Genomic DNA, 15,489 nt, shown 5'->3' on the forward strand with positions numbered 1-15,489 from the left:
ACGGCGCCGACGAGTGGGGCCAACGGTGTCCCTTCCATACGCACGATCAGGAGGAAGGACGTCTCCCATGACCCAAACTCTTAACACTCCCAGCTGGTCCGAACCGGACCAGCCTGAGACTGCACTGTCGCCGTTCAAGCGCTTCGCCGCCATGCCGGAAGCTGCCGGGCTCTACAACCCGGAGCAGGAAAAGGACGCGTGCGGCCTCGCCATCATCGCGACCCTGCGCGGCGAGCCCGGATATGACATCGTCGATGCCGCCCTGACGGCCCTGCGCAACCTTGAACACCGCGGTGCCGTGGGTGCCGACGAGGGCACGGGCGACGGCGCGGGCCTGCTCATGCAGATCCCCGACGAGTTCTTCCGGGCGGTGACCGAGTTCGAGTTGCCTGCCCCCGGCCAGTACGTGGCGGGCACGGCATTCCTGCCTGCCGAGCAGCGTGAGGCCAACGCAGCCAAGGCCGGCATCGAGGGCCTCGCCGCCGACGAAGGCCTGAAGGTCCTCGGCTGGCGTGAGGTACCTGTTGTCGCCGACCTCGTGGGCGCCATGGCCCGCGCCTGCATGCCCTACTTCTCCCAGCCCTTCCTGGCCTCGGCCAATGGTGAGGAACTGGACCGCAACGAACTGGACTCCCGCGCCTGGCGGATCCGCAAGCGCGCCCAGAACAAGTTCGGCGTTTACTTCCCCTCGCTGTCCTCCCGGACCATCGTCTACAAGGGCATGCTGACCACCGCGCAGCTGGAGCCGTTCTACCCGGACCTCTCGGACAAGCGGTTCAAGACCAAGCTGGCAATCGTCCACTCACGCTTCTCCACCAACACCTTTCCGTCCTGGCCCCTGGCGCAGCCGTTCCGGACCATCGCCCACAATGGTGAGATCAACACCGTCAAGGGCAACCGGAACTGGATGCGTGCCCGCCAGTCACAGTTGGCCAACCCTCTGCTGGGCGACTCTCCCGAAGAGCTGTACCCCATCTGCACCCCGGGTGCATCCGACTCGGCGTCCTTCGACGAGGTCGCCGAGCTGCTCTGGCTCTCCGGCCGCCCCATCACGCACTCGATCATGATGATGATCCCCGAGGCGTGGGAAAACCACGCCACCATGGATCCGGCACGGCGCGCGTTCTACGAGTACCACTCACTGCTGATGGAACCGTGGGACGGCCCTGCCGCCGTCTCCTTCACCGACGGCAACCTGGTGGGTGCCACCCTTGACCGCAACGGCCTGCGCCCCGGCCGGTTCTGGATCACCGAAGACGGCCTGATCGTCTTCGCCTCCGAGGTGGGCGTGATCGACGTCGAGCCCTCCAAGGTGGTCAAGAAGGGCCGCGTCTCCCCGGGCAAGATGTTCCTGGTGGACACCGAGGCCGGCCGCATCATCGACGACGAAGAGGTCAAGGCCGAAGTCGCCGCGGCCAACCCGTGGGCCGAGTGGGTCAAGGACAACCTGATCGACCTCAACGACCTGCCCGAGCGCGAGCACGTGGTCCACACCGCCGCGTCGGTGAACATCCGCCAGCGCACCTTCGGGTACACCACCGAGGAACTGAAGATCCTGCTGGGCCCGATGGCCCGCACCGGCGCCGAGCCCCTCGGCGCCATGGGCTCCGACACCCCGGTGGCGGTCCTGTCCAAGCGCCCCCGCCTGCTCTTTGACTACTTCGTGCAGTCCTTCGCGCAGGTGACCAACCCGCCGCTGGACGCCATCCGCGAGGAACTGGTCACCTCCCTGACGTGCGCAATCGGCCCCAACGGCAACCTGCTGGACACCAAGCAGGTGCGCCAGCCGCAGGTCCAGCTGCCGTTCCCGGTGATCAACAACGACCAGCTCGCCAAGATCGCCAACATCGAGGACGCCGACGGCAACCGCGTGGCCATGAAGGTCCGCGGCCTGTACCGCCCGGAGGGTGGCGAGAACGCACTGCGCGCCCGGCTGACCGAGATCTGCGAGCAGGTTTCCGGCGCCATCAACCGCGGAGTCCAGTACATCGTGCTCTCCGACCGTGACTCGAACGCCCAGTGGGCCCCGATCCCGTCCCTGCTGCTGGTCAGCGCCGTGCACCACCACCTGCTGCGCAGCGCCAACCGCACCAAGACCGCCCTGGTGGTGGAGGCCGGCGACGTCCGCGAGACGCACCACGTGGCCGTCCTGATCGGCTACGGCGCGTCCGCCGTCAACCCCTACCTGGCCATGGAATCCGTGGAACAGCTCATTGCCGCAGGCGACGTCACCGGGGTTACCCCGCAGGACGGCGTTTACAACCTGATCAAGGGCCTCGGCAAGGGCGTCCTGAAGATCATGTCCAAGATGGGCATCTCCACTGTTGCGTCCTACACCGGCGCCCAGACGTTCGAGGCACTGGGCCTGGGCCAGGAACTGGTGGACGAATTCTTCGCCGGCACGCACTCCCAGCTCGGCGGCGTTGGCCTGGACGTTATCGCTGCCGAAGTTTCCGCACGCCACCAGATGGCATACCCGGAAGGCGGCATCGAACAGCCGCACCGGCCCCTGCTGGGCGGTGGCGAGTACCAGTGGCGCCGCGACGGCGAACCGCACCTGTTCAACCCGGAGACCGTCTTCCGGCTGCAGCACGCCACGCGTGAGCGCCGGTACGACATCTTCAAGGCCTACACCAAGGGCGTGGACGACCAGTCCACCAACCTGATGACCCTGCGCGGGCTGCTCAAGTTCAAGAACGAGCGCCCCTCCGTTCCGCTCGAAGAAGTGGAACCGGTCTCCAGCATCGTCAAGCGGTTCTCCACCGGAGCCATGAGCTACGGCTCCATCTCCCAGGAAGCCCACGAGACGCTGGCCATCGCCATGAACCAGCTGGGCGGCAAGTCCAACACTGGTGAAGGCGGCGAGGACGTGGACCGCCTGCTGGACCCCAAGCGGCGCTCCGCGGTCAAGCAGATCGCCTCCGGCCGTTTCGGCGTCACCAGCCTCTACCTGACCAACGCCGACGACATCCAGATCAAGATGGCCCAGGGCGCCAAGCCCGGCGAAGGCGGCCAGTTGATGGCGCAGAAGGTCTACCCGTGGGTGGCCCGGACCCGCCACTCGACTCCCGGCGTCGGACTCATTTCCCCGCCCCCGCACCACGACATCTACTCGATCGAGGACCTGGCGCAGCTGATCTACGATGCCAAGCGCGCCAACCCGTCCGCACGGGTGCACGTGAAGCTCGTGTCCGAAGTGGGGATCGGCACCGTGGCCTCCGGCGTGACCAAGGCCAAGGCCGACGTCGTCCTGGTTTCCGGGCACGACGGCGGAACCGGCGCCTCGCCGCTGAACTCGCTCAAGCACGCCGGTGTCCCCTGGGAACTTGGCCTGGCCGAGACCCAGCAGACGCTGATGCTCAACGGCCTGCGCGACCGCGTGGTGGTCCAGGTCGACGGCCAGCTCAAGACCGGCCGTGACGTCGTCATTGCCGCCCTGCTGGGCGGCGAGGAATTCGGCTTCGCCACCGCCCCGCTCGTGGTGGAAGGCTGCATCATGATGCGCGTCTGCCACCTGGACACCTGCCCGGTGGGCGTTGCCACCCAGAACCCTGAGCTTCGTGCCCGCTTCAGCGGCAAGCCGGAGTTCGTGGTCAACTTCTTCGAGTTCCTGGCTGAGGAAGTCCGTGAAATCCTTGCCGAGCTTGGCTTCCGAAGCCTCGAAGAGGCCATTGGCCACGCGGAAGTCCTGGATGCCCGCGACGCGGTCAACCACTGGAAGGCCGACGGCCTGGACCTGGACCCGATCCTGCACGGCCTGGAGTTCGACGACGACGCGCCGCTGCGGAACATGACCGGCCAGAACCACGAGCTGGACAAGCACTTTGACCAGCGGCTGATCACCATGGCCACCGAGGCGCTGACGGACCGCAGCCCCGTGAAGATCAACGTGGACGTCATCAATACCGACCGTTCCGTGGGCACCATGCTGGGCCACGTCGTCACCAAGACCTACGGCACCGACGTGCTGGCCACGGACACGATCGACATCACGCTGAACGGCACTGCCGGCCAGTCGCTCGGCGCCTTCCTGCCGGCGGGCATCACCCTGCGGCTGTTCGGCGACTCGAACGACTACGTGGGCAAGGGGCTGTCCGGTGGCCGGATCATCGTCCGGCCGGACCGTACCAACGTCTTCAAGGCAGAGACCAACGTCATCGCCGGCAACGTCATCGGCTACGGCGCCACCAGCGGCGAGATGTTCCTGCGCGGCCAGGTGGGCGAACGCTTCCTGGTCCGCAACTCAGGTGCCACGGCCGTCGTCGAAGGCATCGGGGACCACGGCTGCGAGTACATGACCGGCGGCCAGACGCTGATCCTGGGACGCACCGGGCGCAACTTCGGCGCCGGCATGTCCGGCGGCACCGCCTACGTGCTGGACCTGCGGACCACCCGTGTCAACAAGCAGGCCCTCGAGTCCGGCGAGCTGCAGCTGCGCGAGCTCGACGCCGAGGACCGCGACATTGTCCATGGACTGCTGGTGAAGCACATCGAAGAAACCGAATCCCAGCTGGCGGCGCGGCTCCTCGAAAACTTTGACGACACCGCTGCCCGCATTACCAAGGTGCTGCCGCGCGACTACGCGGCCGTGCTGCAAACCCGTCTTGACGCCATCGAAGAGGGCCTTGACCCCGACGGCGAAGAAGTATGGTCTCGAATCCTGGAGGTGACCGGTGGCTGATCCACGCGGATTTCTGAAAGTACGCCAGCGTGAAACCCAGCCGCGCCGTCCCGTTCCCGTGCGCATCATGGACTGGAAGGAAGTCTACGAAGCGCAGGAGAAAGGCGTCCTGAAGGCGCAGGCCGGCCGCTGCATGGACTGCGGCGTTCCGTTCTGCCACCAGGGCTGCCCCCTGGGGAACCTCATTCCGGAGTGGAACGACCTCATGTGGCGGGACAAGGGCGAGGAAGCGATTGAGCGGCTGCACGCCACCAACAACTTCCCCGAGTTCACCGGCCGGCTGTGCCCCGCCCCCTGCGAAGCCTCCTGCGTGCTGGGGATCAACCAGCCCGCCGTCACCATCAAGCAGGTCGAAGTTTCCATCATCGACGAGGCGTTCGAGAACGGCTGGGTCAACCCGCTGCCGCCGACGCGCCTGACCGGCAAGACCGTCGCCGTGGTGGGTTCCGGGCCGGCGGGCCTGGCCGTCGCCCAGCAGCTGACCCGCGTGGGCCACACCGTCGCTGTCTACGAACGGGACGACAAGATCGGCGGCCTGCTGCGCTACGGCATCCCCGACTTCAAGATGGAAAAAGAGCAGGTGGACCGCCGCGTCGAGCAGATGAAGGCCGAAGGCACCCGCTTCCGGACCGGCGTGGCCGTGGGGACCGACGTGACGTGGGAGCAGCTGCGCAGGCGCTACGACGCCGTCGTGGTGTGCACCGGCGCCACCGTCCCGCGGGACCTGCCCATCCCGGGCCGGGACCTGGAAGGCGTGCACTTCGCCATGGACTACCTGGTACCCGCCAACCGCGTGGTGGCCGGGGAAGCCATCGAAAACCAGATCCACGCCAACGGCAAGCACGTGGTGATCCTCGGCGGCGGTGACACCGGGGCCGACTGCCTCGGCACCGCCCACCGGCACGGCGCAGCGTCCGTCACTACGCTGGCGATCGGCAAGCAGCCGCCGGCCGAACGTGCCAGCCACCAGCCGTGGCCCACGTTCCCCAACCTCTTCGAAGTGGCCAGCGCCCACGAGGAAGGCGGCGAACGCACCTACCTCGCGTCCACCGTGGAATTCGTTGGCGAGAACGGCAAGCTCACCGGCGTCAAGGTGGCCGAAACCGAATTCGTCGACGGCAAGCGACTCCCCAAGGCGGGCACCGAGCGGGTCATCCCCGCAGACCTGGTGTTCCTGTCCCTGGGGTTCACCGGAGCCGAACCGGCCGGCCTCACCGAACAGGTGCACGCGGACTTCGACGGACGCGGCAACGTGGCCCGCGACGGCTACTATATGACCAACACCGACGGTGTCTTCGTTGCCGGTGACGCCGGCCGCGGGCAGTCCCTGATCGTGTGGGCCATCGCCGAGGGCCGCGCCGCCGCAGCAGCCGTGGACAAGTACCTGATGGGAAGCACTATCCTTCCCGCTCCCGTCGCGCCGACGGACCGCGCCATCGCCGTCCTCTAGGGGTGCATCGAGGGTTCACCTCGCCGACAACTTAACCAATGCAAGAGACCAATAGGGTAGGTATATGAGACGCGCAAAAATTGTGGCTACGTTTGGCCCGGCAATTGCCAGCTACGAGAACACCCTGGCTGTGCTGGAGGCCGGCGTTGACGTCGCCCGCATGAACATGAGTCACGGCGATTACACCGTGCACGACAACACCTACGAAAACGTCCGCAAGGCGGCAGCGGACCTGGGCAAGGCCGTGGCCATCATGGCCGACCTGCAGGGCCCCAAGATCCGCCTGGGCCGTTTCGTGGATGGCCCGCACGCACTCGCGGTTGGTGACATCTTCACCATCACCACCGAGGACGTCCCCGGCACCCAGGAGATCTGCTCCACCACCCTGAAGAGCCTCACCGAGGACGTCAAGGTGGGAGACGCACTGCTGATCGACGACGGCAAGGTGGCCCTTCGCGCCATTGAGGTCGACGACGTCAAGGTGGTTGCCGAGGTGACCGTCGGCGGCATGGTGTCCAACAACAAGGGAATCAACCTGCCCGGCGTGGCAGTCAACGTTCCCGCGCTGAGCGAAAAAGATGAGGACGACCTCCGCTGGGCAATGCGCCGGGGCGTGGACCTGGTGGCCCTGTCCTTCGTCCGGGATGCGTCCGACATCACCCGCGTGCACGAGATCATGGACGAAGAAGGCCGCCGCGTGCCGGTCATCGCCAAGATCGAGAAGCCGCAGGCTGTCGAGCAGCTGCCGGAGATCATCGACGCGTTCGACGCGATCATGGTGGCCCGCGGCGACCTCGGTGTGGAGCTTCCCCTGGAGGAAGTGCCGATCGTGCAGAAGCGCGCCATCGAGCTCGCCCGGCGCTGGGCGAAGCCGGTCATCGTGGCCACCCAGGTGCTCGAGTCCATGATCGACAACCCGCGCCCGACCCGTGCAGAGGCCTCCGACTGCGCCAACGCCGTCCTCGACGGTGCCGACGCCGTCATGCTCTCCGGTGAGACCAGTGTGGGCAAGTACCCGATCGAAACGGTCAAGGTCATGGCCCGGATCATCGAATCCACCGAGGTCCACGGCCTGGAGCGCGTCCCCCCGCTGGGGACCAAGCCCAAGACCCGTGGTGGCGCCATCACCCGTGCCGCCGTCGAAATCGCCGACCAGCTGGACGCCAAGTACATCTGTGCGTTCACCCAGTCCGGCGACTCCGCCCGCCGCCTGTCCCGCCTGCGGCCCATCAAGCCGGTCTTCGCGTTCACCCCGGTGGAACAGGTCTGGAACCAGATGGCGCTCACCTGGGGCATCCAGCCGGTACTGGTGCAGATGGTGGACCACACGGACGCCATGACCGCCCAGGTGGACCGCAGCCTCGAGGAAATGGGCCTGGTGGAAGATGGTGACCTGGTGGTCATCGCCGCCGGTTCGCCTCCCGGAAAGGCCGGTTCCACCAACTCGCTGAAGGTGCACAAGGTAGGCGACCTGGCCGACTCCACCCGCGCCGGTGAAGTCAGCAGCAACAAGGAAAAGCTCGGCCCCTGGCCGGAAAAGAAGAAGAAGGCCTAGCCTGGTCTTCGGATAAAGCAAAGGACCCCTGCCGGTTGGCAGGGGTCCTTTGCTTTGTGCTGTGCGCGTTAGGGGACTTTACGCGTGGGGCCCGGGCCGCCGTCGTAATTCTCTGGGCCCCGGCCGGAGCGCTAGTTGACCTGGTTGATGATGGTTTCGGCGACCTCGCGCATGCTGAGGCGGCGGTCCATGGAGGTCTTCTGGATCCAGCGGAAGGCCTCCGGCTCGGTCAGGCCCATCTTGGTGGTCAGCAGGCTCTTGGCGCGCTCCACGAGCTTACGGGTGGCGAACTGCTCCTGGAGGTCGGAAACCTCGCTCTCGAGGGCCTTGATTTCCTCGTGGCGGGAAAGCGCGATCTCCAGGGCCGGGATGAGGTCGGCGGGCGTGAACGGCTTCACCACGTAGGCCATGGCGCCGGCGTCGCGGGCACGCTCCACCAGTTCCTTCTGGCTGAAGGCGGTCAGCAGCACCACGGGGGCGATGCGTGCCTTGACGATCTTCTCGGCCGCTGAAATGCCGTCCATGACGGGCATCTTGACGTCCATGAGGACCAGGTCCGGCTTCAGTTCCTCGGCGAGCTGGACGGCCTTCTCACCGTTGTCCGCCTCGCCCACAACGTCATAGCCTTCGCCGCGCAGGATCTCGATGATGTCGAGGCGGATGAGGGTTTCATCCTCCGCCACAATAACGCGGCGCGCCGGCTGGGACGTGGGCTTGGACTCCGTCTGTTCAGTCACGGGATCTCCTTGAAAAGGTACGGCGGGACATCACTATCTTAGGTGCCACCGCGGCTGTACTTGGCTTGCAGGGTTTGTTTGCGGCGACGGCGGCGCGATTCTGGAATTCAGCCTATCTGCATGTAGAGTAATTCCGCGTACGTGAAGCGATCGCGTTGCTCACAGTCAGCTGTGGGCGTAGTGTTTCACTCCATGTATTCCGCGCCCGAGTGGCGGAATTGGCAGACGCGCCGCACTCAAAATGCGGTATCGAAAGGTGTGTGGGTTCGAGTCCCACCTCGGGCACAGTGTTTACGCAGGTCAAGGGCCTGTTTCTTCTTTGGGTGTTGACAAAAACGCCCAAAGTGTTGACAGCGGCGTACCGTTTTTGTGTGGCCAGCATTCGCAAACGCACCAAAAAGGACGGTTCATCGTCCTACATGGTGCTGTGGCGGGACCCGAAGAGCCGCGAGCAACAGGGCCTCACAGTCGCTAGTCTCACCGAGGCTGAAACCCTAAAGAGGTTGATGGACGCCAACGGCCAGTCCTTCGAAATCGTTCTTTGGCATCGCACGGTTCCTCCAGCAGTGTCAGGCCCAGTCCCTCTGTTCGGCGGAGAACTTCCAGGGCCTCGTTTGCGGTCCAGCCACGGTTGGCGTCGAGATAGATCTCGACGTCCTCCCCCAGCCCTTCGCGCAGTACGCGGCACGCCTCAATGTCGAGTGCGAGCGGCCGGCGCCCTACCTTGAGCTTGAAGGTGGTGATGCCGTATGTCTCGCCGAAGCGCTGTGCCTCGTCGAGTAGTTCTACCGCCGGGCGGAAGCCGAGCATGTGGCTGACCCGCATGCGGTCGGTGTAGCCGCCGAGGAGCTTGTGGACCGGTGTTCCGAGAGTCTTGCCGATCGCGTCCCATATGGCGATGTCGATGGCTCCCTTGGCGACGTGGTTGTTAACTGTCCGCCCCAGTACCGCGTGAATCCGTTCCCGGTCCAGAACCTCGGTGCCCAATAGCTGTGGAGCGAACACCTTGTCGATGATCGCCGTGATGGATTCCTGGGTCTCCCCGTAGGTGTAGGGGCGGGGAGGAGCGTCAGCGATTCCCACGACTCCGTCGTCCGTGTAGACGCGGATGAGGACGTGGTCGGCGGTGGCGACCTCGCCACTGGCGAATTTCAAAGGGTGCGTGTAAGGGATCGCATACGGGATCGCTTCGATCCGCTCGATTTTCACGGGGCGGTCCTTCCGGTCTCAGCCTAGGGTGTGGCAGCGCAAGAGGGGGTCTGAATGCTGGCGTGGGACGGGAACTTCCGTTGCGGGATCCAGGGACAGATCCCGCAACGGCAGCTCGGACCTTCGCTTCTGGTTAGGAAGAGGGGTCCAGGATGAAGTTGTAGCTGGTCTGAACTCCATGCCCATCGGGGCCAGGCTGGATGTCGAGCATGAGCTCTGGCTTGGTTGCGGTGGCGATGTCGTCCTCGTTGTGCGGGTCTCCCGGGAAGTAGAGCTGCGCGGTCAGAAGCTCGTGCCCTGGAGCTGAGACTTTCAGGTGCAGGTGGGCCGGGCGCCAGGCGTGCCAACCCGCAGCGTTGATCAGGTGACCGCATGCCCCGTCGGTTGGGATCTGGTACGGGGCCGGCTGGATCGTATTGATCTGGAAGTTGCCCTCCTCATCGGCGATGAACGTGCCGCGCAGGTTCCACTCGGGGATGTTCGGTGCGAACTGGGAGTAGAAGCCGTCCTCGTCGGCGTGCCACAGCTCGATCCTCGCCTTCGGGAGGGGGCTGCCGTCGGTGCTGCGGACCTGTCCTTGGAAGAGCAGCGGGGTGCCCTTCTCCTCAGGGCGCATGCCGATAGTTGCCGGGCTTTGGTGTTCCGGCGAGTTCGGGACGTAGTAGGGCCCTTCGATGGATCCCTTGTTGCCCTTGCGGTGACTGGTTGCGACCTCCTCGACGGAGTGCTCCAGCCAGACGTCCAGGAACAACGGCCATTCACCGTCCTCACCGACCTGGATCAACCAGGCCTTGAGAGCGTTGTACTCCTCGTACGTGACCCGTTCCTCGAGCACGATATCGTTCGCGGACTTAATCAGCCGGCCGGCGAGCAGGGCGACACGCTCTTGGTTGGCGGCTGCGCTGGTCTGCTTGTTCTCACGGAATCGCTGTGTTGCGTTAGCGCCGGAGGCGGCAGCGGTTGCTTGTGCGCTCATGTCTTTGTTCCTAATACTTGATTGGCTAAAGGTTGAGTTCGCTAGAGCTTCAGGAGCTTCGCAGCGTTGGTGCGTGCGATCTTGGTCAGATCGTTTTCGTTGATTTCGAGGTTGTCGAACCAGGTCGCAGCCTCATCCATGCGCTCAAACGGGTAGTCGGAGGAGAACAGCAGCCGGTCTGCCCCGATCTCCTGGATGGTGTTCAGCAGTGCAGGGGTTCGGAAGTTGCCGCTGGTCGTGAGGTGGAAGTTGTTGCGCAGGTAGTGTCCAAAGGTCTTTTCGATGGAGATGCCGCGGGGAGCGACGGCGACCCTGTGGTCGGTGCGCCAGATGTTGAAGGGCAGCAGTTCGCCCAGGTGGCCGAGGATGATTTGGATTCCTGGATGCTTGTCGAACAGTCCGCTGCCCATCAGCCGCAGCGCGTGGGTGCCGGTTTCGACGGAGAATGCCCAGGCGGACCCGTACAGCCACGGGTGTCCGTCGTACTGCGGGCTGCGTGAAGCCAGCGGGTCACGGGGGTGAAGGTAGAGGGGCACATCGAGTTCCTCGACCGTGGCCCAGAACTCGGCGTACCGCGCGTCGTCCAGGTACACCACCGTGTCCTCGGTACCGATCTGCGAATAGCCATTCACCAAGGCCCCGACAAGGCCCAGGTCAGTCACGGCGCGGCGCAGCTCCGCGACGGCGGCGTCGGGGTCCTGCATCGGAAGTGCTGCGAAGGAAGCGAATCGGTCCGGATTGTTTGAGACCTGTTTGGCGGCGTAATCGTTCAGTCGCTTCGACCAGTCCACGGCCTGCTCGGAATTGTGCAGCGACTGGATGCCGGGCGACAGCAGCGACAGCACGGACTTTTCGATTCCGCACTTGTCCATCAGGCGAAGCCGGTCTTCGTGGATGTCGAGCAGCATGTCCCGGCGTGCGGGCCATGCGTCGGCGGTGAAGTGCTCCGCGGACTGCTCAACGATGTTGGGGTCGGTAGCACCGAAGTGCTCTTCAAGGGCGATCTTGGCAACCATGAATGTTCATTCCTTTGGCATAGGTGAAGGGCGGTGTGGCCGTAGGGCCAGACCGAGAAAGGGTTGGGAGTGGGCTAGTAGGCAGCCACGTCGAGGTGAGCTGCCGAGCTGACGGGGAGCGGGAGTCGGGCATCCTGACGTTGGAGCTCTGCCTGCACCGTGTAGGTGTCGCAGAGCCTGTCCAAGGCGATGTGGGCGGCGGCGATCCCGGCCGCGTGGCCGGTGGCGAACGCTGTGCCCATGACCCTTAGTGATGACCCGGCTGCTTGGTCTCCGTCGAGGACTCGGCCGGCGGCGAAGAGGTTGGTCCGGTTTACGCTCTTGAGGCAGTCCAGGGGAATGCCGAAGTAGCCCGGGTCGGCGATGAATTTCCATATCGAGGGGACTCCGGGGCCGGGGTGGTATTCCATTGGCCAGGCTCCAATGGCTACGGCGTCTTCGCGGGGTTCCGGGAGGAGGATGTCTTCTTCCGTGAGGCGCAGGGGTGCGACGACGTGTCGGGATTCCCGGGTGCCGAGCTCGGGTCCGGTGGAGACGATGTAGGCGTTCTCGCAGCCGGGCACAGTTTTGAGCGCTTGGAGGTATGCCTGGGCCTGCAGGCGGGCGTGGGCTTCTGCGCGGCTGGTGTCCGTGGCGCTACGGGCGTCGTAGCCCTCGTCCACCAGGTAGGTGATGATGTCTCCGGAGAGCGGGAGTCGGGCGACGAGTCCGGTTTCGGCGAGGAGGTTCGGCATGCCGGCCGCCTTGCTGGCAGTGACCGCTTTCTTCAGTGCGGCGCGTCCGGCATCGACGTCCAGGGGTATGCCGCCGAAGCGGACTCCGAGGGTGCCGTTTTGGACTTTGCCGTCCCGGCCATATCGCACTTCCGCCCCGCTGTGGTGAGCGAGGTCTGCATCTCCGGTAGCGTCGACGAACGCGGCGGCTGTGAAGTAGTGCAGTCCTTCGTGGTCTGCGACGTTCACCGCGGTGATCGATCCGTTGTCATCTGTCTCGGCACCCACGATGAGGGTGTGAAGCCGAACGTCGACACCGGCCTCGGCGCACAGCTCATCGAGGACGAATTTCACGTCTTCTGGCTCGAAGACGACCGTGACCGCGTTGTATTTCCGTGGTTCGCTGACAGCCCCCAGCCCGCGGAGTCTCGCGTAGACCTCTTCCATCACGCCGAACACGACCTGCCGCTGGTCTTCCTGGGTGAAGATCCCGGCATAGGTGACCACATTGCGGAGGGTTGCGGCGCCTCCCAGGCAGGGCCCCTTCTCAAGGAGCAGCGTGCGCGCGCCGGTACGACTGGCGCCGATGGCTGCAGCCACTCCTGCCGAGCCGCCGCCGGCGATAATGACGTCGTAATGGTTGTCCAAAGTCTTGCCTTTCAAGTGTTGCTTCAGGTGTAGAGGTGTTACCGGGCCGGCTCGGTGGCTGCCACCGGAACGTTCTTGCCACTGGTGGTGTTTGCCGGGCGGATTGCCAGCATGGGAATGACGGCGAGCAGGGGTCCTGCCGCCAGGGCGAGGAAGGCTAGCTGGAAGGAGGATGTGGCGCCGAAGATCATCCCGATGACCGTAGGGACAATCGTGCTGCCCAGCTGCCAGAAGGCGTTGATGCCGCCGGCGGCGGATCCGGCGAGTTTTTCTCCCGCAAGGGAGGGGATCATGGCGAGCATGATGGGGCTGTAGACGTAGGCGGCGATGCCCAGCAAAGGTGCGATCCAGAGGAACTGCACGTTGTTGGTGGCCATGCTGAATGCGACCAGGGTGGCCGAGAATGCCAGCAGGATGATGATGGTGAGGTTACGTCGGGACATCTTGATGGCATCGGAAACGAAGCCGATGAGGGGCTTTGAAAAGATAGCGGCGGAGCCGAAGATCACGACGACAACGCCGGCCTGAACTGGGCTGATGCCGATGCCTTTGGTCATGAGGAGGTTTGACCAGGTGACGAACCCGTAGGTGCCCCAGAGGGCGCCGAAACCGGCCAGGCCGAGCATGAGGAGGTTCCTGTTGCGCAGGAGCGGCATGATCTGGGGCCGGGTTTTCTCTTGGGGTTCTGCTTGTCGTTTTCCGCCGCGCAGGAAGATCAAGCAGAGAATACCGAGGCCGAGGGAGATGAATCCGAACAGGTGGTAGGAAGTCCGCCAGCTTGATTGCTGGATCAGGGACGGGACCACGGCATTGGCGATGACGAGGCCCAGGGAGGTTGCCGTCATAAAGATGCCCATTGCCGTGCCGCGCTTTTCCGGCCGGAACCAGTTGGCGATGAGCCTGACGCCTCCGCCGAATTCTGCGCCCGCGAACAACCCGATACAGGCTTGGAACACAAGGCCCATGTCTTTGGATGTCGATTCGCCGAAGGCGAGCATGAAGGAACCGGAGAGCAATATGCTTAGTCCGACTATGAGCCGGCCACCCAGCCAGTCGGCAAGGAAACCACCGAAGAGGTTGGAAACGACGTAGCCGATGTAATAGGTGGTCGCGAACAGGCCCAGGCCGGCCACGGCAACGCCCAGGTCCTCGCCAACAAAGCCCGCCGCGGGGCCCCAAGTAGCGCGGTCAACCGAGGTCATGGTGAAAGCAGCCCAGGCCAATGTCAGGATCACCCAACGGTATGGTGACTGGCGGATCGCAGGTAGCGAAGTCGTCATTGACTTTCTTTCTTTGAGGCAATTAACAGAAGGATGAAAGGGCTGCTGCAGCTGGTCCCTGCTGTGACGGTCTAGAGTCGTTCCCATAACCAGGGGCCGCTTCTATGTCGCACATCACAATATAGAAGCCCTGAATTGCAGGTATCCAATACTCTTTTCCACGAGGGGGCATACCCTGAAGTTATGGGTCCACCACCTCAGATACTTAGTGGAGAGGAAGCGGCATGGAACTTCGGCAACTGCGCTACTTCGTGGCCGTGTTCAACCAGAAGTCGATTTCCCGGGCCGCTGAACAGTTGCTCATATCCCAGCCGGCCCTGACCAGACAAATCCGCCTCCTGGAACACGAATGCGGAACGCCCCTCTTCGAGCGGCTGCCGAAGGGCACATTCCCCACCCCCGCCGGCGTGGCCCTGCACAAACACGCGCTCACCATGCTTGCGATGGCCGGGTCTGCCAGAGAGGTAGCGCGCCAAGCTGGGCCAGTCAGGCAACCTGTTGCTGTTGGGCTGGCGCCGGGCCTGCCTTTCGAGTGGGTGGACCGGCTCCTGACGACGGTAAGTGCACAGGTTCCCTTGGCTGAGCTGGAGTTGACGGACGGAGACACGACAAGCCAGTTAAGGATGGTCCGGGAAGGGCGCCTTGATATTGGCTTGGTTCATCAGGAGCCTTCCCAGGACCTGGTCGGCGGCCATGTCCGGAAGGAGTTCTTCGGGCTCGCCTGCCGTCCGGGCCTTCCGGCGATTGGCGACGAGACAAGCTGCCGGCTGGCCGACGTTCATGACCAACCAGTGCTGATTCATTCCAGGGAGCAATTCCCCCTCGGCCATGACCGGCTGTTGGCAACCTCCCATGAGATGGGTTGGGCCCCAGCCTGGCGAATCGCCACGTTCAACGAGCACGCCCGGGCGTGTGCGGACTCCACGTCGTCCGTCGCCGTAATGCTGACCGAAGCAAGCGCACACCGCCTCCTGCCCGATTGGCACTGGAAACAACTCGTGGACCCAGCCATGGCCCTTGAGACATGGCTGGTCCGCCAACCCGTCACGCGTGGAATCGTCGAAAAAGTTGCCGACATCATTCTCGCAACATTCCAATAGAGGGAGCGCCGGTTCCAGCGAGAATGCCAACGGCCTTCTTCGCCAGTATTTTCCTAAAGGTATCGACGTCAACACTCTCGGTGCTGAAGAGAGTGGATGACCGCAATTGACCCCAATTATGGAC

9 protein-coding genes, 1 tRNA gene and 1 pseudogene are annotated in these 15,489 nt (G+C 64.3%); 5 read left to right on the top strand and 6 right to left on the bottom strand.

From position 1 onward, the window contains the following. Window positions 1-67: 67 nt before the first annotated feature. The 3 genes from gltB to pyk all read left to right on the top strand — a co-directional run bounded on the left by gltB (window position 68) and on the right by pyk (window position 7,686). A complete protein-coding gene (gene gltB / locus AC4EEV_RS19670) occupies window positions 68-4,681 on the top strand; it encodes a glutamate synthase large subunit (RefSeq protein WP_109863998.1) in 4,614 nt (1,537 codons plus the stop codon). Continuing rightward, window positions 4,674-6,131, top strand: a complete 1,458-nt coding sequence (locus AC4EEV_RS19675; protein ID WP_491329765.1) for a glutamate synthase subunit beta — start codon at window positions 4,674-4,676, stop codon at window positions 6,129-6,131. The genes gltB and AC4EEV_RS19675 overlap by 8 nt, the downstream gene beginning before the upstream one ends. A gap of 64 nt (window positions 6,132-6,195) precedes the next feature. Next, window positions 6,196-7,686, top strand: a complete 1,491-nt coding sequence (gene pyk / locus AC4EEV_RS19680; RefSeq protein WP_043423794.1) for a pyruvate kinase — start codon at window positions 6,196-6,198, stop codon at window positions 7,684-7,686. Window positions 7,687-7,817: 131 nt separating this feature from the next. Here pyk and AC4EEV_RS19685 read toward each other — a convergent pair whose 3' ends face one another. Beyond that, window positions 7,818-8,423 carry an ANTAR domain-containing response regulator gene (locus AC4EEV_RS19685; protein ID WP_009358190.1) on the bottom strand — a complete coding sequence of 202 codons (606 nt, stop codon included), beginning with the start codon at window positions 8,421-8,423 and terminating at the stop codon, window positions 7,818-7,820. Window positions 8,424-8,626: 203 nt separating this feature from the next. Here AC4EEV_RS19685 and AC4EEV_RS19690 point away from each other — a divergent pair. Further along, window positions 8,627-8,708: transfer RNA gene (locus AC4EEV_RS19690), tRNA-Leu, on the top strand. Window positions 8,709-8,948: 240 nt separating this feature from the next. Here AC4EEV_RS19690 and AC4EEV_RS19695 read toward each other — a convergent pair. The 5 genes and pseudogenes from AC4EEV_RS19695 to AC4EEV_RS19715 form a co-directional block, all read right to left on the bottom strand. Next, window positions 8,949-9,632: pseudogene (locus tag AC4EEV_RS19695) on the bottom strand (mandelate racemase/muconate lactonizing enzyme family protein); the annotation flags it as partial. A gap of 133 nt (window positions 9,633-9,765) precedes the next feature. Next, a complete protein-coding gene (gene catA / locus AC4EEV_RS19700) occupies window positions 9,766-10,608 on the bottom strand; it encodes a catechol 1,2-dioxygenase (RefSeq protein WP_491329766.1) in 843 nt (280 codons plus the stop codon). Between the two features lie 41 nt (window positions 10,609-10,649). Continuing rightward, a complete protein-coding gene (locus tag AC4EEV_RS19705) occupies window positions 10,650-11,624 on the bottom strand; it encodes an amidohydrolase family protein (RefSeq protein ID WP_491329767.1) in 975 nt (324 codons plus the stop codon). A 74-nt stretch (window positions 11,625-11,698) separates the two neighbouring features. Beyond that, a complete protein-coding gene (locus AC4EEV_RS19710; protein ID WP_491329768.1) occupies window positions 11,699-13,000 on the bottom strand; it encodes an FAD-dependent oxidoreductase in 1,302 nt (433 codons plus the stop codon). A 23-nt stretch (window positions 13,001-13,023) separates the two neighbouring features. Next, on the bottom strand, window positions 13,024-14,265 hold the full coding sequence (locus AC4EEV_RS19715) for an MFS transporter (protein ID WP_491329769.1): 1,242 nt from the start codon (window positions 14,263-14,265) through the stop codon (window positions 13,024-13,026). Window positions 14,266-14,489: 224 nt separating this feature from the next. On the opposite strand from AC4EEV_RS19715, the gene AC4EEV_RS19720 reads away from it, so the two are divergent. After that, window positions 14,490-15,365, top strand: a complete 876-nt coding sequence (locus tag AC4EEV_RS19720; protein ID WP_491329770.1) for a LysR family transcriptional regulator — start codon at window positions 14,490-14,492, stop codon at window positions 15,363-15,365. The last annotated feature ends 124 nt before the right edge of the window (window positions 15,366-15,489 follow it).

It is taken from the genome of Pseudarthrobacter sp. MOO14, assembly GCF_058267675.1.